21 protein-coding genes are annotated in these 24,825 nt (G+C 60.6%); 10 read left to right on the top strand and 11 right to left on the bottom strand.

Annotated elements, in window-relative coordinates; all coding sequences use genetic code 11:
• Positions 1-34: 34 nt before the first annotated feature.
• The gene (locus FH061_RS20485; RefSeq protein WP_192805165.1) at positions 35-1,765 is read right to left on the bottom strand and encodes a PAS domain-containing protein; all 1,731 of its coding nucleotides are present in this window, start codon (positions 1,763-1,765) and stop codon (positions 35-37) included.
• 268 nt (positions 1,766-2,033) lie between these two features.
• Between FH061_RS20485 and FH061_RS30605 the strand changes: the two genes are divergently transcribed.
• The 4 genes from FH061_RS30605 (at position 2,034) to FH061_RS20470 (ending at position 5,622) form a co-directional block, all read left to right on the top strand.
• Positions 2,034-2,180 carry a hypothetical protein gene (locus tag FH061_RS30605; protein ID WP_192805164.1) on the top strand — a complete coding sequence of 49 codons (147 nt, stop codon included), beginning with the start codon at positions 2,034-2,036 and terminating at the stop codon, positions 2,178-2,180.
• Complete coding sequence (locus tag FH061_RS20480; protein WP_151637692.1) at positions 2,177-2,380, top strand: hypothetical protein; 204 nt, start codon at positions 2,177-2,179, stop codon at positions 2,378-2,380. Before FH061_RS30605 ends, FH061_RS20480 begins: the two co-directional genes overlap by 4 nt.
• 807 nt (positions 2,381-3,187) lie before the next feature.
• Positions 3,188-4,507 (top strand): lipase family protein, encoded by a 1,320-nt coding sequence (locus tag FH061_RS20475; protein WP_225984762.1) that lies wholly within the window; start codon positions 3,188-3,190, stop codon positions 4,505-4,507.
• A 635-nt stretch (positions 4,508-5,142) separates the two neighbouring features.
• Complete coding sequence (locus tag FH061_RS20470) at positions 5,143-5,622, top strand: hypothetical protein (RefSeq protein WP_151637690.1); 480 nt, start codon at positions 5,143-5,145, stop codon at positions 5,620-5,622.
• Positions 5,623-5,990: 368 nt separating this feature from the next.
• Here the strand turns inward: FH061_RS20470 and FH061_RS20465 are convergent, their stop codons facing one another.
• Positions 5,991-6,353, bottom strand: a complete 363-nt coding sequence (locus FH061_RS20465) for a hypothetical protein (protein WP_151637689.1) — start codon at positions 6,351-6,353, stop codon at positions 5,991-5,993.
• 764 nt (positions 6,354-7,117) lie between these two features.
• Between FH061_RS20465 and FH061_RS20460 the strand changes: the two genes are divergently transcribed.
• Positions 7,118-7,525 (top strand): hypothetical protein, encoded by a 408-nt coding sequence (locus tag FH061_RS20460; protein ID WP_151637688.1) that lies wholly within the window; start codon positions 7,118-7,120, stop codon positions 7,523-7,525.
• 406 nt (positions 7,526-7,931) lie between these two features.
• Here the strand turns inward: FH061_RS20460 and FH061_RS20455 are convergent, their stop codons facing one another.
• The 3 genes from FH061_RS20455 to FH061_RS20445 form a co-directional block, all read right to left on the bottom strand.
• A complete protein-coding gene (locus tag FH061_RS20455) occupies positions 7,932-8,621 on the bottom strand; it encodes a hypothetical protein (protein ID WP_151637687.1) in 690 nt (229 codons plus the stop codon).
• A 178-nt stretch (positions 8,622-8,799) separates the two neighbouring features.
• Entirely contained in the window at positions 8,800-9,117 is a 318-nt protein-coding gene (locus FH061_RS20450; RefSeq protein WP_151637686.1) for a hypothetical protein, read from the bottom strand.
• Between the two features lie 518 nt (positions 9,118-9,635).
• Complete coding sequence (locus FH061_RS20445; protein WP_151637685.1) at positions 9,636-9,854, bottom strand: glycine zipper 2TM domain-containing protein; 219 nt, start codon at positions 9,852-9,854, stop codon at positions 9,636-9,638.
• Between the two features lie 317 nt (positions 9,855-10,171).
• On the opposite strand from FH061_RS20445, the gene FH061_RS20440 reads away from it, so the two are divergent.
• A complete protein-coding gene (locus FH061_RS20440) occupies positions 10,172-10,501 on the top strand; it encodes a hypothetical protein (protein ID WP_151637684.1) in 330 nt (109 codons plus the stop codon).
• Between the two features lie 36 nt (positions 10,502-10,537).
• Here FH061_RS20440 and FH061_RS20435 read toward each other — a convergent pair whose 3' ends face one another.
• Together FH061_RS20435 and FH061_RS20430 are read right to left on the bottom strand one after the other, a co-directional pair.
• The gene (locus FH061_RS20435) at positions 10,538-13,447 is read right to left on the bottom strand and encodes a serine/threonine-protein kinase (RefSeq protein ID WP_151637683.1); all 2,910 of its coding nucleotides are present in this window, start codon (positions 13,445-13,447) and stop codon (positions 10,538-10,540) included.
• A 39-nt stretch (positions 13,448-13,486) separates the two neighbouring features.
• Complete coding sequence (locus FH061_RS20430) at positions 13,487-13,681, bottom strand: hypothetical protein (protein WP_151637682.1); 195 nt, start codon at positions 13,679-13,681, stop codon at positions 13,487-13,489.
• Positions 13,682-14,031: 350 nt separating this feature from the next.
• Here FH061_RS20430 and FH061_RS20425 point away from each other — a divergent pair, with 350 nt between their 5' ends.
• Entirely contained in the window at positions 14,032-14,673 is a 642-nt protein-coding gene (locus FH061_RS20425; RefSeq protein WP_151637681.1) for a response regulator, read from the top strand.
• Between the two features lie 78 nt (positions 14,674-14,751).
• Here FH061_RS20425 and FH061_RS20420 read toward each other — a convergent pair whose 3' ends face one another.
• The gene (locus FH061_RS20420; RefSeq protein ID WP_192805163.1) at positions 14,752-16,245 is read right to left on the bottom strand and encodes an ATP-binding response regulator; all 1,494 of its coding nucleotides are present in this window, start codon (positions 16,243-16,245) and stop codon (positions 14,752-14,754) included.
• Positions 16,246-16,433: 188 nt separating this feature from the next.
• Positions 16,434-17,405 (bottom strand): DMT family transporter, encoded by a 972-nt coding sequence (locus FH061_RS20415; RefSeq protein WP_151637679.1) that lies wholly within the window; start codon positions 17,403-17,405, stop codon positions 16,434-16,436.
• Between the two features lie 487 nt (positions 17,406-17,892).
• Here FH061_RS20415 and FH061_RS20410 point away from each other — a divergent pair, with 487 nt between their 5' ends.
• Together FH061_RS20410 and FH061_RS20405 are read left to right on the top strand one after the other, a co-directional pair.
• Positions 17,893-19,290, top strand: a complete 1,398-nt coding sequence (locus FH061_RS20410; RefSeq protein WP_151637678.1) for a hypothetical protein — start codon at positions 17,893-17,895, stop codon at positions 19,288-19,290.
• Between the two features lie 613 nt (positions 19,291-19,903).
• Entirely contained in the window at positions 19,904-21,055 is a 1,152-nt protein-coding gene (locus tag FH061_RS20405; RefSeq protein ID WP_192805162.1) for a diguanylate cyclase, read from the top strand.
• A gap of 47 nt (positions 21,056-21,102) precedes the next feature.
• Here the strand turns inward: FH061_RS20405 and FH061_RS20400 are convergent, their stop codons facing one another.
• Both FH061_RS20400 and FH061_RS20395 read right to left on the bottom strand, forming a co-directional pair.
• The gene (locus FH061_RS20400; protein WP_151637676.1) at positions 21,103-21,471 is read right to left on the bottom strand and encodes a DUF423 domain-containing protein; all 369 of its coding nucleotides are present in this window, start codon (positions 21,469-21,471) and stop codon (positions 21,103-21,105) included.
• Positions 21,472-21,528: 57 nt separating this feature from the next.
• Positions 21,529-22,452 carry a LysR family transcriptional regulator gene (locus tag FH061_RS20395; RefSeq protein ID WP_318841035.1) on the bottom strand — a complete coding sequence of 308 codons (924 nt, stop codon included), beginning with the start codon at positions 22,450-22,452 and terminating at the stop codon, positions 21,529-21,531.
• 116 nt (positions 22,453-22,568) lie between these two features.
• On the opposite strand from FH061_RS20395, the gene FH061_RS20390 reads away from it, so the two are divergent.
• Entirely contained in the window at positions 22,569-24,740 is a 2,172-nt protein-coding gene (locus FH061_RS20390; protein ID WP_151637675.1) for an alpha/beta hydrolase domain-containing protein, read from the top strand.
• The last annotated feature ends 85 nt before the right edge of the window (positions 24,741-24,825 follow it).

Here is a 24,825-nt window from a genome sequence, read left to right as displayed (position 1 = left end):
GATGTCCGCGCGCCTGTATCAGGGGACCGACCTGCTACATCGCATCCGAAACGATATCGCGTACGTCCAGCGGCATGTTGTCCAGCTTGACCAGGCCGCGCGTCACCCGCGACACATCCAGCAGGTCATCGATCAGGCCGGTCATGTGATGTACCTGGCGGCCGATCACCTCGCTGGTTTGCCGCAGGCGATGTTCATCGAGCTTGACCAGCTGCAGCAGCTCTGCGGCGGCGCCGATGGGCGCAAGCGGATTTCTCAGTTCGTGCGCGAGCATGGCCAGGAATTCATCCTTGCGTCTGTCGCTGTCGCGCAGCGCGAGCAGGGCGCGCGCGCGTTCCACCGCTTCCCAGGTCCGGTCCGCGGTCTGGTACATCAGCTCCACGTCATCGTTCGACCAGCGCCGCGCCGTATCATCATGCGCAAACATGAACGCAACGGACCTGCCATGCCGGCGTATCGGGACCGCCAGCGACGCCCTGGCGCCAATGGCGGCATGCGCCCGCGCGGCGGCCCCCGCTGTGCGCGGGTCATTCTCTATGTCGTCGACGATGATGGTGCGGCCGGCCCTGAGTTCATTCATCACCGACTGACCGTATTCATCCGGCTCCTCTACAACGGAAGGCAGGGGCGGCACGCGGCTGAGGTCCGCAAAGGTATTGATCACGACCGCCTTGCTGGAATGTTCTTCGAACGTGACATAGCCGGCACGCGGCACATTCAGGAACGTGGCAAGCTCCTGATTGGCTGCCGTCATCATCGCTTCCGGGTTGTCGGCAACGCCGCGCAGCCGGTCTCCCAGCCGCAGCAGCATCGTCTGCCGCGCCTTGGCCTGTTCAAGCTGGCGGATCTTTTCCTCGAGCGTCAGGCTGGCGGAGTATGCTCTCGTCACATCATGGCCTTGCATCAGGATGCCCGACACGACGCCATCGGCATCCACGATAGGCTGAAACACCAGCTCAACATAGCGCTCGGACAGCGGTCCATGCGGTTCCTGCTGCACCGCCAGCTTCCGGTTGCGCAGCACGATTGGCCTGCCGGATCGGTAAGCGTCGTCGAGCGTGCGCTCGAATCCCTGTTCGGCCACATCGGGCAGTGCCTCCCGAATGGCCCTGCCAATCAGGTCGCGTTGTCCGACCAATTGGTAGAACGCATCGTTTGCCATTTCGAAAGTATGCTGTTCACCCGTCAGCACGGCGATGAAACCGGGCGCCTGGTCAAACAGGGTCTGCAGCTGGGTACGCTGCGCATTCAGGATGCGCGTCATGGCCTCGTGCAGCTGCGGGCGGGTGCGTTCCGTGATGTCGGGCACGGCAATGAGGTTTTGCTTCAGGAAATAACGCTTCGTCGGCTCGTCGAAGCGGTACAGGTCCGTCACATCGATGGCGTTCTGCGCAACGAACATGACCTTGCCCTGCTTGTCGAGCACCGGCGTATGAATCGCGCTCCAGAAGCGCTCCTCGAAAATGGTGCCTTCCGGCGATTGCCGGGGCACGGCGTAGCGCAGGAGCGCGCTGGTATGCGGTTTGCGCGTGGCAATGGCGTTCTCGATCGAGGTGCGTATTTCGTTGAGATTCGTGGATTCGGGGGCCGTGGGACTTGCGGGAAAGGCGTCAAAGATATGTCTCCCCAGGATGGCCCCGGCCGTTGTGCCGGTTACCTTCAGATAAGCCGGATTTGCGCCGATCAGGGTCAGATCGGGCGCGATGAGCAGATAGGGATAGGGAGACGCTTCGAACAGCGCGGCAAAGTCGGGCTCTTTGGTCATGACGCAATTTTTACCGATATCGGAGAAATGCGGGTCGTTCCGTTTGCCTGTGCGGCTGCTTTTTCGCGACAGGGCCATTCCCGATTTACCTGCAGAAACATGCGAGCCCCTTTACCGCGCTTACTGCCTTTGCCACGGTTGCGGCGGGGTGGAAGTGGAACCAGTGTTCCCTCCGCTTCCACTCATCATTGCAAGCTAAAAACTTGGTCCGGCATGCTGCGCAATGCCTGGCAGCTCCGGTTTGTTCTGTCGTTTCGAGGAGGCTGCAATGTGTCGCAAAACCAGAGTGACGATACGCAATGAACGCCGCGAAATGCAGCGGCTGATGCAGGAGCGTGCAATGCGCAACCCGGTAAGGCAGGAGCCGGCCTGGATTCTCGACTTCTGGGCCGAGCGCAGGAGGATGCTGACATGAGCGCCGAACATGACAGGATGCGCCGCATCCTTGGCATCGAGCTTGCGGAAGCCGGGCGCATGGCCGGGGTGACCGGTCCGATAGCGCGCAAGCCGCCGCAGAAAGAGAGCGATGCCGAATCCGGCGCTGAAGACCTGCTCAACTTCACGAGCTTCGAGCAATACCTGACGTGGCTGGCTGCGGGGAAGCGCGACTCGTAGAATGAGCATGCACCGGGAACCGGCCGGTTCCCGGAGATTGAAGCAATGCGCCTCGGTCGGGCAAACACGCCAGCATGATCCCGCAGAGCCGCGCCGGCAAACGGCCGCGCCATCACGCTTATTACGCCATCACGCCGTATCACCGCCGCCGGATTGCGGCTTGCACTCATGCTGCATCCAGTGCGCGAAGGATCGCCATCCTGGCCAATGCCGATCGACGGCCTGACCGTGTCTTCGGTCGCACCGGCCTTGCCCCTTCTTCCTTGTTCGCCTGCCGGTCCCGCACGATATTGCGCCTGGGGATGAATGGCTCCAGCGCTTCTTGAAGGCTGCCGTGTCTCCGCCATGGACTGCGTTCTCCCGGGCAATCGCTTTCATGCATGCACCGGATGGGATTGAGATCCCATTGTGGGCTTCCCCGGCAAGTTCATACATTGTTGACACCGTCTTTAGGCGGCAAAGTCTCGGCCCTGCATCGCCTGCCACGGTGAAAATTCCAACATCAACGGGCCATATTGCCGATATGCATGATTGTTTTGTTTCGTTCGCTTTCGTTTCGGTAAATAAGCGGGTTAATATGACAACAAGAGAACAGTTTCGAAACCAGCAATGGCCAGTCATTGCGGTAAAACAAGAAACGGGCTCTTTACCGTCGCGATACTTTTGCAGTTCCAGACATGCATTTCCCGTTCGGAAAAAGCCGGCTCCGGAAGGAATCCAAGGTCTGCAGACTGTACGAGAATCGCGGCGCGGCGCTTACCCGATGCAGGCATGCACGGGTCCTTTACTACTACGGAGACAGTAACGATGAAACTTCCCATGAAGCGGACAACCAGCCTCGCAGTGCTCAGCGCGCTCCTGCTCGCCGCCTGCGGCGGCAGCGACGACGGGGATGACCGCGGCAACCTGCTCGAAACACCCCAGCTTCTCACGACATTGACCGCAACGCAGATCAATGCGGGAGCGTCGGCGAGCGGGCTGCAGGCGATCGCCGGCCCCGCGAGATGCGATGTACAGGTGGTGGCGCTGAACTATTCCACCGTCGGCGTCAATGCCGAGAAGACCAATGCCTCGGGCGTCATGCTGGTGCCCGCGGGAAGCTGCCCGAACAGCAACCTGCCGCTGGTCGCCTATGCCAAGGGCACCGATGTGCAGAAACCGCGCACGCTGGCCAATCCCACCGATGGCGAAACCTTCCTGCTGGCGGCCATGTATGCCGCCCAAGGCTATGCGGTGGTGGCCACCGACTACCTGGGCTTCGCCAAGTCCACCTATGCCTATCATCCCTACCTGCACGCCGATTCCGAAGCCACGTCCGTCATCGACTCGATCCGTGCCGCACGCAAGGCGGCGGCGGCGCGCAACGTCAACCTGTCCGGCAAGGTCATGCTGACCGGGTATTCCCAGGGCGGGCATTCCTCGGCCGCGGCGCATCGCGCAATCGAGCGCGACCTGTCCAATGAGATCGGCGTGGCGGCCGCCGCGCACCTTGCCGGACCCTACAACCTGTCGGGCTCCTTCAAGCTGACCGAGGCGATCGCCGGCTACCAGTTCTTCGTGCCTTACCTTGTCACCTCATGGCAGAAGGTCTACGGCAACATCTACAGCAACGTCAACCAGGCCTTCAAGGCGCCGTATGCGGGCTATGTCGAGAACCTGCTGCCGAATGCGACGCTCAATTACACCACCCTGGTCACTTCCGGCTTGCTGCCCGGCGGACCGGGCGTCACGCCGAACCAGGCGCGCGACGCGGTCTTCCAGCCGGCGTTCATCAGCGATTCGCAGACCAATCCGAACAACGCCCTGTTCCTGGCCGCGAAGCGCAATGACCTGCTCGGCTGGAATCCGAGGGCGCGCACGCTGCTCTGCGGAGGCGCGGGCGACCCCACCGTGCCGCCGGCCGTACACCGCGACGTGGCGCAGGCCGACTTCGCAAGCCGCGGCCTGACCAATGTGACTTCGGTGGATGTCGATCCGCAGGTGCAGGCCGCGTTCGGCATCGGAGGGCGCGCGCCGACCGATCCGGCCAGCGCCGCCTTTGCCACTTACTACGGCAACTACCACGGAACCTACGAACCGCCGTTCTGCCATGCGGCAGCCCGCGCGCTGTTCGATGCGTTCAAGTAATTCATCCCTGTAGGCGAAGCAGGTACGACAAGGGCCCGTTCGGGCCCTTGTCGTTTTCAGCCGCCGTTAGGACGAAGCCGTTCTCCTTGCCCGGGCCTGTGGCTAGTGCTAGTGCTAGTGCTAGTGTCTATCCCAGTCACGACGCACCATCGGATCGACGGGTTTTTTGAATGGCGAGGCCGAAGTGCACTATCGGCAATCCATGGCGAGGCTTGTCCAATGCTGGCGAAAACAACGCAGGCAGGCGGAAAAAGATGCACTCCCATGGAATGGTTTGGGATCGGTATTACATTCCGGCCTGGCATCGAGAATGCGGGACAGGGAGGCTTGTCTTATTTGTTTAACGCACTTTCATTGCATTGAACTTGGCACCCTGCTGCCTCAGCATAGGTGCGACGGCAGGGACCTTTTCGGATAGGTGATGAAGGATGAAGCCGGCATCGCAAGCATCTGGAACCTTTTCATTGCAGATTCCACATAAAAGAACGCGGGCCTCTTAAGCTTGCGGAATTAAGCTCCTGTCCGTGCGTAGAGCAAGCCGGCAGGATTGAATTTAAAACCAAGGTGCCTTGCCGGCTTAAACAGGAGGCAAGCGGAATAAATCATCCGGCCAATATTCATTAAGGAAATTTGAAATGCGACCCATATCCCTTCACCAATCCGTTCCACTTCAGTCCCAAGCGTCCGCTCCTGGTGGAATTGATCAACCTCGGAACCAGAACCCACCCCCTAATGAAGAACTTCATGACGCCAAAAAATCCATGCTCGAGATGTTCAAGCGCCTCGATACCGATAAGGCAAATTCAATGGGCTTTAATGACGAATTCCTCAGGAGCTTGGCAAAAAATCCGGGCTGGGAAGTGAAAGACGACGATGGCAAGAAGCATACCGTCTCTCCTGAATTGAGCAAGGCGGCGCAGACCATCCTGAACAATGGTGGAACGTCTTCAATTAATCCAGGTGGGGAGCAGTTTTCGATGGAACATTTGCAGCGTTCTATTGATTCTGATCCTGCCCCCCTTCATCATAGCGGTCTTAAGCCCGTCCAGCCAGGCGAGCCCGTCCAGCCAAGCGAGCCTGGCCGGCCGGCCGAGTCTGGTGAAATCAGGAATTAACATCGGTAATGGGGCGATCTGTCTTATGACACATGCATTCCGTTCGTGCCAGGTTGAAGTCAGCATAGGCTGCTTCGGCGTGGCACCTCGTTAACATTCATCTCGCGGTCGCCCGTTCAGGCGCTGATCAGCGTAAGCGAGGATACAGCTTGCGGGGTAATCCATGACATGAGACCGCAGGAGTTATCGCGTTGCGGCTCGAGGCCGGGATTGCGCTGAAGCTTCGGCCAGCCACAAGCCGTAAATACATCAGGCAGGGTTCGACGGCGAGGCCTTCGGTGTCTTCCCGGAGGGTTCGCACCATAACGTGCCAGCGCCAACATGCGTTGTGATGCGAACGTATATCCCAAATCAAGTGTGAATAGGCCCTAGACTTCGTCCTTTTTTCGATGAGGCTCGCCCTCTTTCGACATATCGAGGTCGGTCCCGAGCATATTCTCCAATTTCTTCTGCCGGCCGGGGCTGAGGGATTGGTCAAAATAATCTTCGAGCAGATTAGTCAGTTCCTTTTTTGTATTGTTCTTATCTGGTTCCCGCTGTAGATTTTCCATGACATTCTGCAGAAATTCTCTTTTTTCCTCCGGCGTCACATTCTTGGCCTTGAGCGGTTGTCTTACATCAGTGTCCAAGTTCATTTTGGAACCGTCCGGAGGATTCCGTATTGGCAGATCTACCGGCACGCTTGGGGGCTGCGCCTCTATTGGTGGCTTTAAGGGAACGGGCATTGCCATAGGATTCTCCAATCAAGTGTTTAAGAAATTTCGGGCGTTACACTGGTGAGTAAAAACCGCATGCGGTTGGTTCCTGCCGGGCCGCAATTTGAAATGCACGGATCTGGTCGGAATTTCTCAGGCGGGATCGAATATCGCGGATATCTCAAGCTACCCGAACCGCGATGCGTCGAGGCGGCGTGCTCCATATCCTGGTCCGTTCTTACACTCTTAAATTAGCCACTGAACGAAGTGCTATTGAAAACGGCAGATGCAAAAAGAGGGAAACAAGGTTTGTGCTTGCCGATGCATCAAGCTTCGGATCCAACTCTGGCAGGCTGTTGGAAAACTCCTTTGTCTCCCTTTTTTGCGTTCCTATGGATGCCTAAATCATTGAAGCGGTTTGAACTTCATGGCTGCGCGGACCTGCCCTGGCACCGGGTGTATCCTGCGGTGCATCAGTATTACATTCGTCCTGCGGGAGATGAATTTCTCCCCAGCTTACTGTGCTGGCCAATCGACTTACTTTTGTCCTGGCGACAGAAACTTTCGGGTGTTGGTCTTTCATCTCGCCATTCAAATTGCCTGGCAAAGCTCCGCCGCTGTCCTCTTCCTTGAACGCACGCGACGGGCGTCGCTTTTAACTTCAGTTGAAATAATTCGCCCGCAAGCGAACTTTCATCTTGGTGCCGTTACGTACTAAACGGAACTTCAGTTTTTATCCATCCGATGCTCTTTCGGGCAAAGCGGAAAAGGAGAATAGTTCACTTTTCATGGGGAATAATATGGCCACTACCAGCGTCGCAGGTTCAAATCAAACCGATTTCGTTTCACTTCTGGATTCCGACGCTTCCCGGAGAATGACAAAAGAAGAATTAATCAAAAAATCGTCATCGGTTCTTGGCGATACGATGGGGCGCCTTGCCCCCGAAGGCAATTACACGCTCAACGATAAGAACCTGAAATACATGTCTGAACATGGCAAGTTTACAAATAGAGGCGGTGAGCTCGTTCAACTCACGCAGGAGGAGCAGCACGCGGCCCGCGATCTTTTGTCGGCCGGCGGTATAACGAATATTGATGACGACAAAGATGGCTGGATCGGTGAAGGGGATTTTCGCCGTGTCGCTGAAAACGGCGCTTCAAATCAAACCAATGCCGTGCAAGATTTTGCAAAATGGATGAACATTTAGAATTGGATTCTGCGAAGGGAAATCAGAATGAATACTGCACTATCCTCCTCTCAGAAACAAGGAAGCTCTGTGTGAAGGAGATGTGTGTTCCGACCTTCCAATCCCTTTGATACGCATGTAGGCAAAAGCCCGGGCTCCAGTTCACCAACGGCATCAGAGCCTGTTCGGTATCTTTTGGCATGGTTGCAGCTCCGAAGCCCCGCAACACCGCAGGCGACCGGTTTGCGGGGCTCCCCGGAGGGTTCGGGCGGGAAGGAAGCGGCCTCGACTGGGCCGCTGCCGGTCAAGGCGAAAACGCTCCGATAAAATTCCGAACAGCCACTCAGGAAGACGGAATGGACTCCGCGCTGCGAAAATCCGGGCAATCCGTCCAGGCCTCGAAATGCCGGGTCTCTGTTCGTGCGACTCACTTCACCGCAAAGCAATACAGCAATCCATCGCCGCCGGTGCTCTTGATTCCTTCAGGATGGCAGCCGCGTGTGGGATGAGCGGAATTCCAGGAAGTGGCCCATGGGGTATTGATCGGACCCACTCGGTCATGATGTCCCGTCATGGCCGAGCCTTCGGTGCCGCTCCTGGTCCAGTTGCCGCAAGTCATGTCCCCGAAAGGCGCGCCGGGAAATGCCGTACCGTCGGGACGGGAACCGGTGAGGATGTCATGCTTGTTGGGTTTGTCCGTGCGGCCGTTGACAGGCTGGCCCTTCTCATCGATCGCAGTGTCTTTCGTCAGGTTATTCGCAGGCGAATGCAGGTGCTCGACATTCTTTGCAATGACCTCGCCCTTCGCATTCTGCCAGGGACCGGAACCAATGCGGTCGCGCGCATTGACGAAATTCGGGTCATTCAGCGCCGACGCCTGCGTGCTCAGATAGGCGCGCCATGTGCGCTGGCCGGCGCCGGCGGCTGTCGCTAGCGACTGGCAATGCCGATCGGCTCCTTCCAGTCCACCCAGATCGGCTCCCTTGCCCGGGCCGGTGCTGGTGACGAAGAAGCTCATATCGCCGGGTCCCTGCCTCGATCCCTGCATGCCCGCGCATCCCGCCAGCAGAATCGCGCAGGCAGCCGCCGCGCAGCTCGTCTTTAATCCATGGTTCATCGCTGTCTCCTTGTTATTGATTGTTGATTTTGCTTGTTGGTCGATGCAGCCTTCCTACCTTTAAATTATCTCGGCAAGTTTAAATAAATCTCCTTCCTTAATATCCAGCCTTTCACGCAGGCGAGCCCTCGGCCAGATCCGGTCATCACAGGAATCGGCATGGTTCCGCCGCGCCGCTTCAACCCGGCTTGTTGATGACGCTCAGCGCATGATGCCAATTGGCATTCAGCGCCCACCAGACCGTCTCGACATACTCGGGATCTTCATTGTCTGCCGTCACTTCCGGACGCCAGTCCAGATAGGAACCGCTGCCCGCATGCTTGAACAATTCCATGACGCCCATGACCCGCTCCTTGTCCTTGTTCTCGAGCGCGGCAAGGCAATCGCCGAGCTTTTCCACGAACAGGGGATTGTGCCGGTGATCACGGCAGAATTTCATCAGTGCCCGCGTCGCCCTCAATTGCCCCGCGGTTCCGATCGTCGATATGTTTCCCATGTCGCCGCCTTGTCTTGTCCGGCGTGAGCGGATGCGCGTTGCGCGGCACGCTGCCCGGATCATGCATGCATACTAGCATTCATGACCTGAACGGCCATGCGGGGAGGGCATGGAACCTGCTCCATTTTTTGATTCGCCTCAGATATTGCGGAAGTCGGACCGGCGATGGATAACGCATGGAAAGCATCGCGCCGGGTAATGCAAAGCCGCTATGGCGTCTTCCGCCGCGAGCGCGGAACAGGTCCTCGATTCGTTGCGACGGACTGGCGATGCTGCCGTCCGGCTTGAAGGTCATCGCCTATTTGATGACGTCATGCTCGGGACGCCGTTGCGTGCGGCGCCGCTTCCCGCGGCCGCATGCCTTGCTTGAGGAGTCGATCGGGGTTGGTATCCGCAAGGAAGAGCCCTCGGATGATGGCGTTGTCAGGCCGGTGATGTTCATGATGACAGCCTCTGCAGGAAGGAAATTCCTGCAGAGAGTGCGCGCGGCCGGCGTATGGTGCCAATTGATGCGGAGCTCAGCGCCTTCTGCCGCCGACCTGGTTGCCAATCACGCCACCCACCGCCGCGCCGCCGACAGTGCCGATGCCGCTGCCGTTGGTCAGCACCGAGCCGGCCACCGCGCCGATGCCGGCTCCCATGGCGGTGTTTTTGTCACGCTGGGACATGCCGGCGCATCCGGTCAGCATCAGCATTGCGGCAAGCGATGTCGCGGCAATCAAAGATCCTTTCTTCATTTCATCCACCCATAAAAATTTAAGACACGGTCATTCGGGTGCCAGAGGCACCAGTGTCGCAAAGCATAGGATAGGAAGCGGCGAGGTTTTGCGCGTGTTGCCAATTGTTACCAATGCGACGGTGCCAATGGACATGCCCGCAACAAAACAAGCGCTGCAGTCACTGCAATTGCTGTCTTGCCTGAGTGCCGGGCATGTCCGCAAGACCGGAAGGTTTTATCCCGGACCGCGATGTGGAACTGGAAGACGGCTCATGCAACTTAAGAAATATAGTTAATTGTTATTTTTGTCAGAACCTTTGTTAAGGAGAGAACAACATGAATCCAGTCGCAAATTTCGCAACTCAAATGAAACTTCAGGGTGGCAAGGGCGGCGCTGAAGATTTGAGCGAAAAAGACTTAAGGTCAATGCTGGCCCAGCCAAAGCTTGGTGACAAAGTACAAGAGAAACTGATTAATGAATTAGCCAAGCGTCTTGAGGCAAAGCTCAACTCGGGGAAAGGCACATCCGATGACATGCGTCAGCTGGAGCTGTTGTCCAGGTTAAAAGAGGGGACGATCACTGAATCAGAAAATGACGACCTCGGCCAACTCATGGGAGTGAAGCTTCCTGACGTGACGAACAGGCAAGGTTCACACACCGTTTGATTCGCGCCCATGCGGCAGGCATGAGCGCGCGCCGGCTTATCTGCCGGCGCCCTCCGCGTCATGCCCTTCGCGCGTGCCCTCGCCGCCGCTGGCTGTTGCCGGCACGGTGCCGGGGCTGCTTTCGGCGCGTACCAGCTGGCCGTTCGAAGTCTGACTGCCGTCGCGGAATTCTCCTTCCCAGTAATTGCCGCTCTGCCAGGTATAGCGGCCTTGCCCGTGGTGCTTGCCGCGCGCCCACTGGCCGACATAGACGTCTCCCGAGCGGAAGCGCGTCTTGCCCTGCCCATCCGGCTCGCCGTTGCGCAGCTCGCCTTCGTAACGGTCGCCGGTGGCGAATTGCAGCACGCCGCGTCCGTTGAGCACGCCGCGCACCCAGTTGCCGCTATAGACATCGCCGCTCTGGAAACGTGTCGTGCCCTGTCCATGCGGCTGGCCGTCGCGCACTTCGCCGTCATAGCGGTTACCGTTGGCGAACTTGAGCACGCCTCTTCCGTTAGGCTTGTCGGCGGACCAGTCGCCGCTGTATTCCTGGCCATTGGCCCAGACGAAACGGCCCTTGCCTTCCTTGACACCCTTCACCAGCCGGCCTTCGAATCGATCGCCGTTGTCCCAGCGGATCTGGCCGCTGCCGGATACCAGGCCGCTGACGGGATCGGCGCTGAAGTTGCCCACCATGGTCTGCCCCGGGAAAGTGTAGGTGCGCTGAGGGCCTGCCGCGGCGGGCAGTGAATTCTCTTCTTTCGGTTCGGCGGGAAGCGGTGCTTCCCTGCGCGCTTGTTCGGATTGTGCCGCAGGCGCCGTATTTTTTGCGATCGTATCCGCCGGCGTTGCGGCTGGGGCGCTGGCCGGGGTATCGGCCTTCTGCGGCGGCTGCACCGGCTGCGGCTGCTCGACTTGTCTGGAGCGCTGGGACAACGTCGTCGCGGCGGCGGTCTCGCTGCGCTCCCTGGGAGCGCCGTCCGCCGTTTTCGCCGTATCGCGTCCGTTGCCGCTACGGCTGGTGCCGCTGGTACCACTAGTGCCACTCATACTGCTGGTGCTGGTGCCGGTGCTGCTTCGGGACACGGCCGCATCGCCTTTCGCCTGCCGTTCCGACGGCTCGCCAAGCATCGCAAGTTCCGAATGCTGTTTTTCCTGCGCGAGGATGCGCGCCACCGCCGCATATTTTCCTTCCGGATATCGCTTCAGGTAAGCCTTGTATCCCTCGGCGGTATCGGTGTTCTTCGCGCCGTTCCACAGCCTTTCTTCCGCCGCCTCGGTGGCCGGTGCGGCAGGCGCGGTTGCCTTGGCCTGCGGCGGCAATTCGCGTGTCGCCCCCTTGTCCTTGGCTGCGGAAGAACGCTCGGCCTGGATGGGCGGCGGAATGATGTCGCGCGTGCGCGTCGCATCGCTGGCCGTGGGTGGTGCCGGCGGTGCCGGTGCCACCGGTGCCATGGGCGGCGTCGCCGCCGTTGGCGCCGGCCTTGGTGCGGGCACGCGCGCCGTACCCTGGACCGTTCCGCCACTGCCGTCGCCTGAATCCATGCCCCTGGCGGTGTCTGGCGTTCCCGTACTTGCCGCCGGCATCGCTCCGGCACTGCCGCGCCGGGTATCCTCGGCCTGCGCGAGAACGTCTTGCCCCTGTCCGGGCGTTATCAGCTGATAGGCGATCAGGGCCGAACCGGCGCCCGCTGCCAGCAATACCGCTGCAATAACTCCCGCCTTCCTGCGGCTGCGTTCCTGCGGGTAGTAGCGCTGCTCGCCGACCATGGATTTCTTCCAGTCGACCTCGGTGGCATCGGCGTCAGCATCGGCATCGGCCGCATCTTTCGGCATCGTGGACGGCGGCATGCTGCGCGCAGCCTGGCGTGTCTCTTGGCGTGCCGCCTGGTTGACATGCTTGCCCGCCATGCCGGTCATTCCGGCGGCGCCCGACTCCGGGGCGGCGCCCGCTTTCGGCTTGCCGGCGCGAGCGGCGCCGGCCGTGCCCGGCAGCGGCCTCGCTTCGACGCCTTCCATGTCCAGCGCCAGACGCATGGCCGGCACCGACTGGATGCGGTGTTCCGGCTTGACGGCGAGCGCATGGTCGATCGCCGCGAGGAAGGCATCGCTGAACCTGCCGCGCCCCGCTGCGCGGGCCGGCACCATGTCGTCATGCACGACCCGCGAGACGGCCGGCGAGGGCGCCTTGCCCGTGATCAGGTAATACACCACCGCGCCCAGCGCATAGATGTCGGTCCACGCACCCTGGCGCAAGCCGGGAATGTCGGCATACTGCTCGATCGGCGCGAAGCCGGGCTTGAGAATGACGGTCGGCCCCTGGGTCAGGTCGCCGATCACGCGGCGCGCCGCGCCGAAGTCGAGCAGCAGCGGCCGCCCGTCCTTGAGCAGCAGGATATTGTCCGGCGCCACGTCGCGATGGAAGCATTGTTCGCGGTGGATGGTTTCGAGCGCGTCGAACATGTTGGCCAGCAGCGCGCGTATCCATTCCTCGTCGGGCGAAATGCGCTTTTCCTTGTAAGCCTGCTTGAGCGTGACGCCGTCATAGAAAGGCATGGCCATGTAGGCGGTGCCGTTTTCCTCCCAGAACCGGTAGACCTTCACCAGCGAAGGAGAATCGAAGCGCGCCAGCAGGCGGGCTTCATTGATGAAGCTTTTCAGGCCGGTAACAAAGGTGTCTTCATACTGGCGCGAGCGCACCGTCACCTGCCGCATCTGCGTGCGTGCCGCCATTCCCGAAGGCATGTATTCCTTGAGCGCCACATGGCGGTCGAGGGAATGGTCATAGGCCAGGTAGACGATGCCGAAGCCGCCCTCGCCGATCAGGTCCATGATTTCGAATTCCCCGAGGCGGGTGCCGATAGGCAGGGTATTCATTGCGCCGCTCATCGCGTTCATGTCGTCGCCCGGAGCGCGTGAGGTTCGGTGTCCGGTGCGTACTACGGTTCTGTCGTTGTCGAATTCCATGTCGTTGAGCCAGTAGGGATGTGATGGGGGCTCCGGCCTTCAGAAACTGTCTGCCCGGGGCGCCGCCGGCGTATCGATGCGGCCGGTCGGCATTAACGCGGAAATGTTCCGGCCGCGAGTCGCCGGATGACGGGTCTTCCGATCGGGAAGACCATCAAGGTCTCTTTCCTGCTGCTCAAAATGCGGGGTCTGAAGAAAGATGTCTTCCGGCCAGATCACCTTGTTTTTCCACATGGGCATGGACTCGCGGTGGGATGTGAGTGAGGCGGCATGCTGCGCGCCATGACGAGCGCGCCCCGCGCGGCTTCTGCCGCAGGGCGCGAACTTGACAACTGCGTTCCGGTCAGAACGGGCAGCGAACCGCGGCGCGGTCAAACACGGACAGGCGGGCGCCTGCCTCGCGCACGCGACAGCCTGGCCATGTCTGGCTACGATACGCCAACGCCGCGCCGGATTCGATAATACTCAAGTAGTAAAGACAGCTTCACCCATGCCATGTAGGCTTTTTTCAAACTGCAACAGAAGCGAAGAAAACATTCACGAAAGAATTTACAAGAGAGGCCGGAGGAAAGGCGACGCATGCGATGAATGTCCTGATAATCGACGATCATGCGCTGATACGCGAAGGCATCGCGATGATGGTCAAGAGCATCCGGCCCGAGGCCGGCGTCTGGCTGGCCGATACCGCATCCGCCGGCGCCGAGATCGCCAGCCGCCAGAACATCGACTTCGCCTTCCTCGACTTGCAGCTTCCCGATGGCTCCGGCTTCGATGCGCTGCAAAGCATGAAACGAAGAAACGAGATGATGTCGGTGGTTGTCGTATCCGCACAGGAAGACCGGCCCACGGTGCTGCGCGCCCTGGAAATGGGTGCCAAGGCTTTTGTTCCGAAGTCGGCCAATTCCGCGGAGATCAGGAATGTCGTGCGGAACCTGTTCGAGGGCAAGGTTTGCCTGCCCGACAGCGTGCTTGCTCCGGATGCGGGCGCGGGCGCGGCGCAAACGCGTTTCGCCGAACCCGAGTGGAACCTGACCGAGCGCCAGAAGGAAGTGCTGGCGCTGCTGGTGCTGGGCCTGTCGAACAAGATGATCGCCCGCAAGCTCGACATCGTCGAATCCACCGTGAAGATTCATGTCAGCGCGATCCTGCGCGAGATGAAGGTGGCCACGCGCACCCAGGCGCTGCTGGAAGTGGCGCGCCGGGGAATTTCGCTGCCGATGTTTTAAATGCCGCTTTCGAGCGCCGTGCCGCCGCCGGCATCGCATGCGGCGTTGCCGGTCGGCCATGCGGCCCGCCGCAAGTGCCTACGCCGCCTTCTCCATCGCCGCCGCCGTCTTCGCCAGCGCCTCTTCAAGGGCGCGATGCAGGCGCGGCGCATTGACCGGCTTGCTGATGAAGGCGTAGCCCATCTCCTGCGCTTCCTTTTCCAGGCCGGGCGAACACTCGCCGGTGATCATGATGACCGGCACTTCATAGGGCAGCATGGGAGAAACTGCCGAGACCACATCGAAACTGGTCAGGTGATGGTTTAGCCGGTGATCGGTGATGATGACATCCGGGAAGCGCGGGTTGTCGTCGATGTAGCGCGCCGCTTCGCCCGGGGAGCGGGCGGTGATGCAGTAACATCCCCATGAGCTCAGGATCGCTTCCATTGCCGCGAGGATGTCGGTTTCATCGTCGACCACCAGCACCAGCGCGCCGTTGAGTATGGAGGCCGGCACCTTTGCAAACGGTTCGCACATGTCGACGGCTTCCGCCGGCGCGCCCTGCAGCTGCAGCTCGAAACAGGAGCCGCGGCCCACCCGCGAACGCAGCCGGAGGCGGTGATCCAGCACATTGGCCAGCCGCTTCACGATGGCCAGCCCCAGTCCCGAACCCTTGCGGCGATCCCGCGACGGATTGTTCAGCTGCACGAACTCGTCGAAGATCGCGTCGAAGTATTGCGCGGGAATGCCGCAGCCGGTATCGATTACCTGGATCAGCACCTGCCCATGACGTTCGCGCAGGGACAGCAGCACGCCGCCGCGCTGTGTGTTGCGGAAGGCGTTCGACAGCAGATTGCTCAGCAGTTCATCCAGCAGGACAGGATCGCTGCGCAGCCGCAGGCCCTCGCGGCAGCGTATGCGGAAGTCGAGCGACTTGCTGGCCGCCACCGCAGCGAAGCGCGATTCCAGCGTGTCGGTGATGGCTCTTGCGTCGAAGGTCTTGAATGCCGGCGTGATGACGCCGGCGTCGAGCCGGCGCAGATCGAGCAGGCGGTTGTACAGTTCGTCGAGTCCCGCGATCGAGCGGTCGAGGCGGTCCAGAAGATAGCGCGGGCGGCCCTCGAAATTTTCTGCCTTGAGCGCGGCCACGAACAGCGTGATCGCATGCATGGGCTGGCGCAGGTCATGGCTCGCCGCGGCAAGGAAGCGGGTCTTGTCCAGACAGGCCTGCTCGGCGACGTCGAGCGCCTTCCGCATGTTTTCCAGGGCCATGCTCTGCTGCGACAACTGTTCGCGCAGCGCGGCGAGATCGCGCCGGTATTCGGATTCGGCGTCTGCCGCATGGCCGAGCCTTGCGGCAAGACGGTGGCGGATGCAGCCGTTGACTACCGTCCAGACTGCCAGGGCATAGCCCATCCAGGCCATGAATGAAAAAGGCTTGCCGCCTGCCAAGGACAGCCAGAGCAGGCAGGCGGCGCCTGCCCCCGGCAGCGCGACAAGACCTGCGAGGCGCATCGCATGCCGCAGCGGCGACGGCTTGCGAGGGGGAATCTCCGGGTGAGGCAGGGAAGCAGGATGGTTCGCAATGCGCATGTCAGACCTCGTCGGTGATGAGTGCCATGCCTGAGATGCGTATGGTACCGACAGCTGCCTGGTAAAACATCGAACCGCCGGTGCGCCGGTTTGAGCGACATTAAGCTCGCGCCAGATATCATGCCGCCGGCGCCGCGACGGCGCCGGCATGGGTATGGAGCCGATAAACGATGGCCTGCGGGGCTTGCTCAGGGCTTGCGTGTGTTCGAGACCTGGCGCGTGACAAGCCAGATGCCGCTGCACACCAGCAACAGCGCCAGCAGGTTCTTCCATTCGAGAATGCTTTCATCGAGGAAGAATGCCGACAGCGCGCTGCCGAAGACCGGCACCAGGAAATTGAAGACGCTGATCGTGCCCACCGGGTTGTACTTGAGCAGCAGGCTCCAGATGCTGAATGCCGCCGCCGACAGCACCGCCAGATACAGCAGCAGCGTCGTCGACATCGGCGTGAAGCCGCTCAGCGTGCCGCCGGTGGCATAGCCGGCGAGCAGCAGGAACACGCCGCCGATGCCGAGCTGCCAGCCGGTCATCACCATTACATCCATGCCCTGCGACAAGCGCTTGCCATAGATCGACGCGGCCGACAGCACGAAGGCGGCGATCACGATGAAGCCTTCGCCCAGCAGCGTGAATTCGAAATCGAGCAGGCCCTGGCCGAAATTGACGACCAGCACGCCGGCGAAACCGGTGAGGCAGCCGAGCGCCTTGCGCCCAGTGATCCTGTCATTGTGAAAGATGAAGTGCGCCAGCAGCACGCTGAAGAAGGTGGTGGTGGCATTCAGGATGGAGCCGCGCACGCCGGTGGTGTAGGCGAGGCCGATGTAGAAGAACACATACTGGATGGCCGTCTGCGTGAGTCCGAGCAGGGAAAGCCGCGCCATGGTGCGCGCATTCATGCCGAACGCCGGCTTGCCGGACGCAACCGCGATGGCCAGCAGCAGCGCGCCGGCGAGCACGAAGCGGTAACCCGCGAACACCAGCTTGCCCGGGATATCGCCCTGGGCGATATGGAACAGCGCATAGCCGTTCTTGATGGCCGGATAGGAACTGCCCCACAGCAGGCAGCACAGGGTGGCAAGCAGAATCACCACCTTGGGCCGGGAGAAGAATTGCTGGACGGAGAACAGGGAAGCGGGAGTTGATTTTGAACTGGCGGACATGCGTGGGAAAACCTGTAAACGGAAATGATGGAAGCCTGAGCCCGGGCATTTCCATTGGTGAATGGCGAAATGCCTGTGGCGGCGAATGGCTGCCATCATAGCAGTCATCGTACAAGTTTGCTTTGATGTCTTACAACAGGGTCGGAATGGTTGATGCCCGGCAAAAACCGGGAAGGGCATGGAACCATTCCTTTTCCGTGGTCACTCAGGAGCGGCGTTTTAATTTGACAAATTAAAGCAAAGGTATCCGCCTTAAACAACAAGCGTTTTTCTTAACCATTAATTTCTTCGGACTGACATGTCATTCTCCCCATTCCGCACTCCGCCTTTACCTGCAACTGTTCCTCTTCCAGATTCTCTGAGTCCTACCAGAGCGCCTTCCGACGCCGGAAGCTCGAGCCGTGGCTCGAATGCTTCCTCGACAGAGGCTGGACGATTGCGTTTCGCCGCTCATCTTGGCGGATTGGTTACCGCATACGAACAGGTAATGAACCACGATCCGATCAGGGATGCCGCCACTGAATTCCAATCGAATATCGCCAGTTATTACAAACGCCGTCAAGGTAAGGAGGCCAATAGCGAGGAACTTTTAAGATCATTCGGCTATGCGCGAGGGCTGCTGCAAAATATGGCAGCATCTCGCGATGCTTCCCCCGTAATGAATGACATGTCCACGATCGTCGCCGACTTTCAGAACCTGAACCTATCCGACACAGCCCGCGCTCGCCCTGGGGGCGATCTGAAGAGACGCGCAGAGCTTCTCAACGTATTGCATGGAAAAATCGGCGACCTCGACCAGGGAAAGACTTCGGGTAATCTGCTGCAAGCTATTGTTTCGCTGCACGCATATGTATCGGAACTGCAGACAGCAGCGCAGACCGCTGCTGCTAGCCATCCCGCCGGATCAAGTATGCCGGTTGCCGGGCCATCGAATGCATCGGAGCGCCAAGAAACATCGATAGCGTCTTTGCATGAACAAACAAGAAGCGCAATATCGCAGCCTGCGCGGAGTCGAAGCTCTTTGATTCCCCAAAACCCCCGGGTCAAGCGTTCACCTGAAGATGCAGGGCAACAAGCCGGCTTCAGGGAGGAGGATGTGCAAAAGGAGACAAGCCGCAGCCCGGATGCGGCGCCCACTAATCCACAATTAGCCCGCGCAACTCGTCCCACGCCCCAGACGCCGGCCGCTCCTGTCGCCCCGTCCATTCCTCCAATGAGCGCCGAAGAGGAAAGGCAAGCAGATGCATTGCTGGAGAAGGCAGCCAGTCGCATAACCAAAATCGGTGATGAGAACACCGGATCTACGGTTAATTTTAAAGTTATGTACCATTCCAGAAAGCTCTCTGCGGCATTTTCTGATCTCAAGACCTTGATGGGAAGGTATTCTGCCGGAGATGATTTGAATACCCGTCAAGCGCTGAGGGAGCATGTACTACTCGGACTTTCACAACTTTGCAGGCATGACAATTTTCCACGGCTTCCCAATGATTTGAAAACCCAGTATGTAAGGCTCTTTCAACGAATCATGCTGCCCAGCAGCCTGGAAGCAGGGCGTCACCGACTCTTTCACAAGAAACCCTATGCTCCTGTGGTGGCCGGTCTGATGCAAAACAATAATGCCGACGTGGGCAGCCTGAAGCTGATTTCGGCTGAGACGGCTCGGACGATCCTGGAAAGACTCGCACCTCTGACAGAACGGTCTTTGATCCGCGCTGAGATTGAACGAATGCTCACTCAAGACCACTCACAAGGAAGCGATCCCACTGATATCACGCACCGTGGCGTTCTTTTCCTTCAAGCGCATCTCATTGCCGCAATACGCCGGCATTGGTTGGAGGAGACGGCTGCGCCAAATCCATCTCAGCCAAATCCATCCGGGCGATAAGACAGTAAGCTGATGCGGCACCCACTTCATTGGCAAATTGGCCGTGGGTGCCGATCAGGCCCGGCGCAGCCTTTTCATGCCTGTCAGGCTCATCAGATATGCGGCTGCCGACAATAATGGGCACCCCCCTCCGGTTAGCGTAATGGCGGCCGAGTCGCCTGACCTGATGCCAGTCCCATGTCATTCCATGCCATGAGCCCGCGTCACTATCCATGTGGTCGCATTGCGCTCCTCATCCATCGCCCTCGCCAGCGAAAAAATCCCGCGATCCCGTTCGGCATGTGATGACCCGGGACGGTTATCACCCGGAGCCGCCGTCATTCCCGCATGGCATGTAGACGAATAGACATGTTCTCGAACGCCGAGTTATAAATCGCGGCGCACAACCGGTTTTGATTGTCGAACGGAAATTTAGTGTGATTTAATAAGACGTTGATGCCCATTGATCAAGGCATTGATCAATGCATCGATCAACGCACAGGCCATATGCCGACTGCGTGAAGTGACGAGATCGCGCCGAGCGTCTTGCCCTGTATTCCGAGGCTGACCCGGACTCCGCCCCGGCAAGGGCGCCATGACTATCGCAACGGCCGGACTGCATGGAAGATCAGACATGAACACAGGCGGTTCCCTGATTTCACATCGGCTTTTGCCGCTGATCCAGCGCGTCGTGCCGGAGCACCTGCGCGGCGATGTCCGGCTCATGTCGCGCACCGAAAATCTGCTGGTGGCGATGGCGCTGTCGACGCTGGTCATCCCAGGCTATGCGGTGTTCTATCAATGGCATGGCCATTCTGTCAACGCGACGTTCTGCTTGCTGGCATGCATCCCTCTCTTCACCAGTCCGGTACTGCTGCGTGTCACCGGACGTCTCGGCCTCGCGCGGGAAGTGTTCGTCGCCGGCATCTTCGGCTTGTTGCTGGCGCTCACTTACGAACTCGACGGCATCATGGCGCCCACCGTGATCTGGCTGGCGGTGTGCCCGCTCATCGCCACGGCGGCGGGCGGCCGCATGCCCGGCTATATCTGGTCGGCCATCAGCATGAGCGCCGTGGCCGGCATCTATGCCTGCGACCGGCTCGGCCTGATTCCGCCCACCACGTTCGGCGACATCCGCCTGCTGCAAGCGGTTTCCACGGTGAGCTTCGTGACGATTGTCGCCTGTTTCCTGATGGTCTACGAACGCATCACCGCCATGGCCATTGTCAGGCTGGATCAGGCGCTAGTGAAGATCAATGAACTTGCCATCCGCGATGAACTGACCGGCGCGTTCAACCGGCGCGAACTGCTGCGTCTGGCCGAGCGGGAAAGGCAGCGGGCGGCGCGAAGCGGCGCCGGTTTCTGCCTGTGCCTGATCGACATCGACCACTTCAAGGAGATCAACGACAGACATGGCCACGCGGCCGGAGACCTGGCCCTCAAACAGGTGGTTCGGCAGGTGCAGGGCGAAATTCGCAGGATCGACATGTTCGGCCGCTACGGCGGCGAGGAATTCCTGCTGTTGCTGGTCGACGCCGAAATGGAAGATGCGCGCGTGCTGGTCGAGCGGGTCCGGCAGAGCATCGAAGGCATGATGCTGCCCGGATCGATGGCCGGCGAGCGCCTCACGGTATCGATCGGCATCGTCCGGTACCGGATGCCGGAAGCCATCGATCAGACCGTTTCCCGCGCGGATGCCGCGCTGTATCACGCCAAGCATACGGGGCGCAATCGGGTGGTGCTGGGCGATGAACCGGAACGGTGGGAAGCGAAGGCGAGGGCGTAACGGGCCGAAAGCAGCGCATAGCAGCTCTGCCTCCGATCCACCCGAAGTCAGCCCCGGAACGCCGCCCAGGCCAGGCACAGCCAGCCCGCCAGCATCGCCAGTCCGCCCAGCGGCGTGATCGCGCCCAGCCAGCGGATACCGCTCAGGCTCAACAGATACAGACTGCCGGAAAATACCAGGATGCCCGCGATGAACAGCATGCCGCTCGCGGTCACCAGCGTTCCCGGCCAGCGCGTATGCGCCCAGGACACGGCCAGCAGGGCCAGCGCGTGATACATCTGATAGCGCACCGCGGTTTCGAAGACCGCCAGCATGTTGGCATCGAGCCTGGTTTTCAGGGCGTGCGCCCCGAATGCGCCGGCGCCGACGGCAATGAAAGCGAAGAGCGCGCCGAGCGCGAAGAATGTTCTGTCCATGTGTGATTAGAAGCCTGAAAGAAGGTTGACCCGGTCGCCGGCAAGCATAACCCGCTTTCAGTGCCGGCGTTCATCCTTGCCAAGTTCCGAACGTATCTTCGATCTGCGTTTCTTCAGCAGGCCGAGGAAGGCTTCCGCCGCGACCGACAGCGGCCGGTCGCCCTGCCGCACCACATAGATGGTGCGCACGATCTTCGGTTCCTTCAGCGGCCGTATCACCAGGTCGGGATGCGAGAACTGGAACAGCGCGAGGAAGGGAATCACGCTGATGCCGATATTGTTGCCGACCAGCGAAGCGACCGAGGCCAGGTGGGCCACTTCCATGATGCCGGCGATGCGGCCCGGATGCAGCGCCGCGTCCAGCAGCTGGCGCACGCTGCTGGTGTGCGACAGGTGAATGAAGGGCTGATGCTGCAGGTCGTGCGCCGACAGCGTCTTCCTGCGCGCCAGCGCATGTTCGCGGTGCATGACGACATAGAATTCGTCGGTGCACAGCGGCTCCGCTTCCAGCCCCGCCATGTCGGCGCCCGCCGCGCACAGTGCAAAATCCGCGCGCCCGGCCCGCACCAGTTCCAGGCATTCATCCGACAGCGTGTCCGCCAGCTCGGTGCTCACGCCCGGATAGCTGGCGCGGAATTCCTTGATCACGACGGGCAGCCAGCCGGCGGCCAGCGAGGGCAGGGCGGCCACCGAGACCCGTCCCTTGCGCTTTTCCACATGGTCTTTCATCTCGCTTTGCACCAGCGCGAATTCGCCGAGCAGGCGGTTGGCCGAGTCGGCAAATACCTTGCCTTCCGCCGTCATCTCGACGCGCCGCGTGCTGCGTGCAAACAGCTTCACGCCGAGCTCATCTTCCAGCCCCTGGATCAGGGCGCTGAAAGCCGACTGCGACAGATGGCATTGCTCGGCGGCACGGGTGAAATTCCTTTGTTCCGCCAATGCAACAAAGGCACGCAGGTCGCGCATGGAGATGTTCATCATTAATTCTAAAAACAGGTTAATTGATCGAAATAATCCGTAAATCGAATGACTAGGCTGCCTATAATTTCCCAGGCAGTCAAGCTATTCGCATACATACATACCTCAGCGAGGAGACAATGCAGAACAGAACCATTACCCTGGCCGCGGCAGCCGCCACCCTGTCGATGCTGTCGGCCTGCGGATCGGGCAACGACCAGGCGTCCGTCAGCGCGCCTTCGGTCACCGCCAATACACCCAGGCAGACCCTTAACATCGCATCGACCCAGGACTTCACGCCGGGTACAAGCTATGGCGCCGCCGGCGCCTATGAGCAGGTGACGGGCACCATCAAGGGAGAAGTCGACCCGAAGGACCCGAAGAACGCCATCATCCAGGACCTGGCACTGGCGCCGGTGAATGCCAACGGCATGGTGGAATACACCGCCGACTTCGTCATGCTCAAGCCCAAGGACATGAGCAAGGCCAGCGGCGTGCTGCGTTACGACGCGCCCAACCGCGGCAACATCCTCACCATGGTCAACCCGACGGCGTCCCCGAGCGATGCCGTCTATCTCGAGCGCGGCTATGTGATTCTGTATTCCGCATGGCAGGGCGATGTGCCGAAGAGCAATCCGAACCGTTTGACGGTCAGCGTGCCGGTCGCGAAAAACGCCGACGGATCGTCCATTACCGGACCCTACCGGGCGGAACTCGTGCCGTCCGCCGCCACGCCCGTCATGACCCTCCCAGGCGGCGTGTTCAACGGCAGCATGATTCCGTATGCGCCGGCCTCGCTCGACAATACCCAGCCCGGCTATGCGCTGACGCGGCGCGCCAACGAAACCGACCCGCGCACGCCGATTCCGGCAAGCGACTGGAAGTTCGCCAATTGCGGCAGCAGCGACAATGCCTTCCCGGGAACGCCGGACCCGACGCGCATCTGCCTCAGGGGCGGCTTCGATCCGAAATACCTCTACGAAATCGTCTACGTCGCCAAGGACCCGCTGGTGATGGGCGTCGGCCTGGCCGCGCTGCGCGATACCGTCAGCTTCTTCCGTTCGAAAGCCGCCGATGCGGCAGGCAAGCCCAACCCGCTGGCCGGGCGCATCACGCACACGATAGGCCAGGGCACATCGCAGTCCGGCAATGCGATGAAAACCTTCCTGCACCTCGGCTTCAACCAGGCGCTCGACGGCGGCAAGGTGTTCGACGGCATGTATGCGCACGTGGCCGCGCGCCAGACCAATGTCAACACGCGCTTCGCCGTGCCCGGCGGCGGCGGCGGGCTGCGCACCGACCACACCGCCTTCGGCCAGACCGCGCCGCGCGGACTCGACAAGGACTATGTCGATGAGCTGAGCGGACGCAAGGGCGGCGTGATGGCCCGCTGCGCGGCAAGCAATACCTGCCCGAAATTCTTCCTCGGCCTGTCGGGAACGGAGTTCTGGCAGTTGCAGGGGTCGCCGGTGCTCACCGATACCTACGGCTTCCGCGATCTCGCGCAGCCGGAGAATGCGCGCATCTATTATTACGCCAGCACGCAGCATGGCGGCCCGGGCGGCACGGCGAGCATCAGCTATGATCCGACGCGCGATATCTATCCGCGCGGCACCGTGGTGCACTTCAACGACACGTTCCGCGCGCTCTTCCTTGACCTCGAGGACTGGGTCACGAAGAACACCGCGCCGCCGGCGAGCCAGGTGCCGAAGATTGCCGACGGCACGCTGGTGCGGCCCGAACAGCTGAAGTTTCCGGTGATGAAGGGGCTGACCTGGGCAAGCGGCGGCACTCAGGGAGCACAGGGTACGCCGGGTGTGCAGACTGCGATCCCGGAGTTCAATTACCTCGCCCGCTACAACGGCTTCCCGCTGCTCGACTTCGGCCCGCAATACAAGCCGCAGGACGAGTCCGGCATCGCCACCCAGCTGCCGCCGTTCTATACCGGCAAGGATTACGCCATCCTCGTGCCGCAGGTCGATGCAAGGACAGGCCTGACGCTGGCCGGCATCCGCAGCGTCGAGGCGCAGGCGCCGCTGGGCACCAGCATCGAGTTCAACTATGTGGCCACGCCGGGCATCGTCGATCTGTCCAACCTGGGCGGTTCCTACATTCCCTTCCACCGGACGGAAGCGGCAAGGATCGCCGCCGGCGATACCCGGCCGTCGCTGGAATCCCTGTACGGCAACCAGGCGGGCTATGTGGCGGCGGTGACGCAGGCGGCCAACTCGCTGGTGGCGCAGCGGCTGCTGCTGCAGCGCGATGCCGAGCGCATCATCCGCGACGCGAACGCGGCGCCGATATTGCCTTGACCCGCATCTGAGGGAATCGCGGGAAGGGCGCCGTACTGCCCTTCCCGTCCCCGGACCATCGCATGCAGTACGATAGCCTGAACCG

Source organism: Noviherbaspirillum aerium, assembly GCF_008929045.1.
Lineage (GTDB): Bacteria > Pseudomonadota > Gammaproteobacteria > Burkholderiales > Burkholderiaceae_D > Noviherbaspirillum > Noviherbaspirillum aerium.
This window is presented reverse-complemented; position numbering and strand designations above follow the sequence as displayed.

Bases quoted from the DNA above. Each gene is read 5' to 3' on its own strand.
- FH061_RS20485 (WP_192805165.1), bottom strand. From the start codon at position 1,765: ATGACCAAAGAGCCCGACTTTGCCGCGCTGTTCGAAGCGTCTCCCTAT.
- FH061_RS30605 (WP_192805164.1), top strand. From the start codon at position 2,034: ATGTGTCGCAAAACCAGAGTGACGATACGCAATGAACGCCGCGAAATG.
- FH061_RS20480 (WP_151637692.1), top strand. From the start codon at position 2,177: ATGAGCGCCGAACATGACAGGATGCGCCGCATCCTTGGCATCGAGCTT.
- FH061_RS20475 (WP_225984762.1), top strand. From the start codon at position 3,188: ATGAAACTTCCCATGAAGCGGACAACCAGCCTCGCAGTGCTCAGCGCG.
- FH061_RS20470 (WP_151637690.1), top strand. From the start codon at position 5,143: ATGCGACCCATATCCCTTCACCAATCCGTTCCACTTCAGTCCCAAGCG.
- FH061_RS20465 (WP_151637689.1), bottom strand. From the start codon at position 6,353: ATGGCAATGCCCGTTCCCTTAAAGCCACCAATAGAGGCGCAGCCCCCA.
- FH061_RS20460 (WP_151637688.1), top strand. From the start codon at position 7,118: ATGGCCACTACCAGCGTCGCAGGTTCAAATCAAACCGATTTCGTTTCA.
- FH061_RS20455 (WP_151637687.1), bottom strand. From the start codon at position 8,621: ATGAACCATGGATTAAAGACGAGCTGCGCGGCGGCTGCCTGCGCGATT.
- FH061_RS20450 (WP_151637686.1), bottom strand. From the start codon at position 9,117: ATGGGAAACATATCGACGATCGGAACCGCGGGGCAATTGAGGGCGACG.
- FH061_RS20445 (WP_151637685.1), bottom strand. From the start codon at position 9,854: ATGAAGAAAGGATCTTTGATTGCCGCGACATCGCTTGCCGCAATGCTG.
- FH061_RS20440 (WP_151637684.1), top strand. From the start codon at position 10,172: ATGAATCCAGTCGCAAATTTCGCAACTCAAATGAAACTTCAGGGTGGC.
- FH061_RS20435 (WP_151637683.1), bottom strand. From the start codon at position 13,447: ATGGAATTCGACAACGACAGAACCGTAGTACGCACCGGACACCGAACC.
- FH061_RS20430 (WP_151637682.1), bottom strand. From the start codon at position 13,681: ATGTGGAAAAACAAGGTGATCTGGCCGGAAGACATCTTTCTTCAGACC.
- FH061_RS20425 (WP_151637681.1), top strand. From the start codon at position 14,032: ATGAATGTCCTGATAATCGACGATCATGCGCTGATACGCGAAGGCATC.
- FH061_RS20420 (WP_192805163.1), bottom strand. From the start codon at position 16,245: ATGCGCATTGCGAACCATCCTGCTTCCCTGCCTCACCCGGAGATTCCC.
- FH061_RS20415 (WP_151637679.1), bottom strand. From the start codon at position 17,405: ATGTCCGCCAGTTCAAAATCAACTCCCGCTTCCCTGTTCTCCGTCCAG.
- FH061_RS20410 (WP_151637678.1), top strand. From the start codon at position 17,893: ATGAACCACGATCCGATCAGGGATGCCGCCACTGAATTCCAATCGAAT.
- FH061_RS20405 (WP_192805162.1), top strand. From the start codon at position 19,904: ATGAACACAGGCGGTTCCCTGATTTCACATCGGCTTTTGCCGCTGATC.
- FH061_RS20400 (WP_151637676.1), bottom strand. From the start codon at position 21,471: ATGGACAGAACATTCTTCGCGCTCGGCGCGCTCTTCGCTTTCATTGCC.
- FH061_RS20395 (WP_318841035.1), bottom strand. From the start codon at position 22,452: ATGATGAACATCTCCATGCGCGACCTGCGTGCCTTTGTTGCATTGGCG.
- FH061_RS20390 (WP_151637675.1), top strand. From the start codon at position 22,569: ATGCAGAACAGAACCATTACCCTGGCCGCGGCAGCCGCCACCCTGTCG.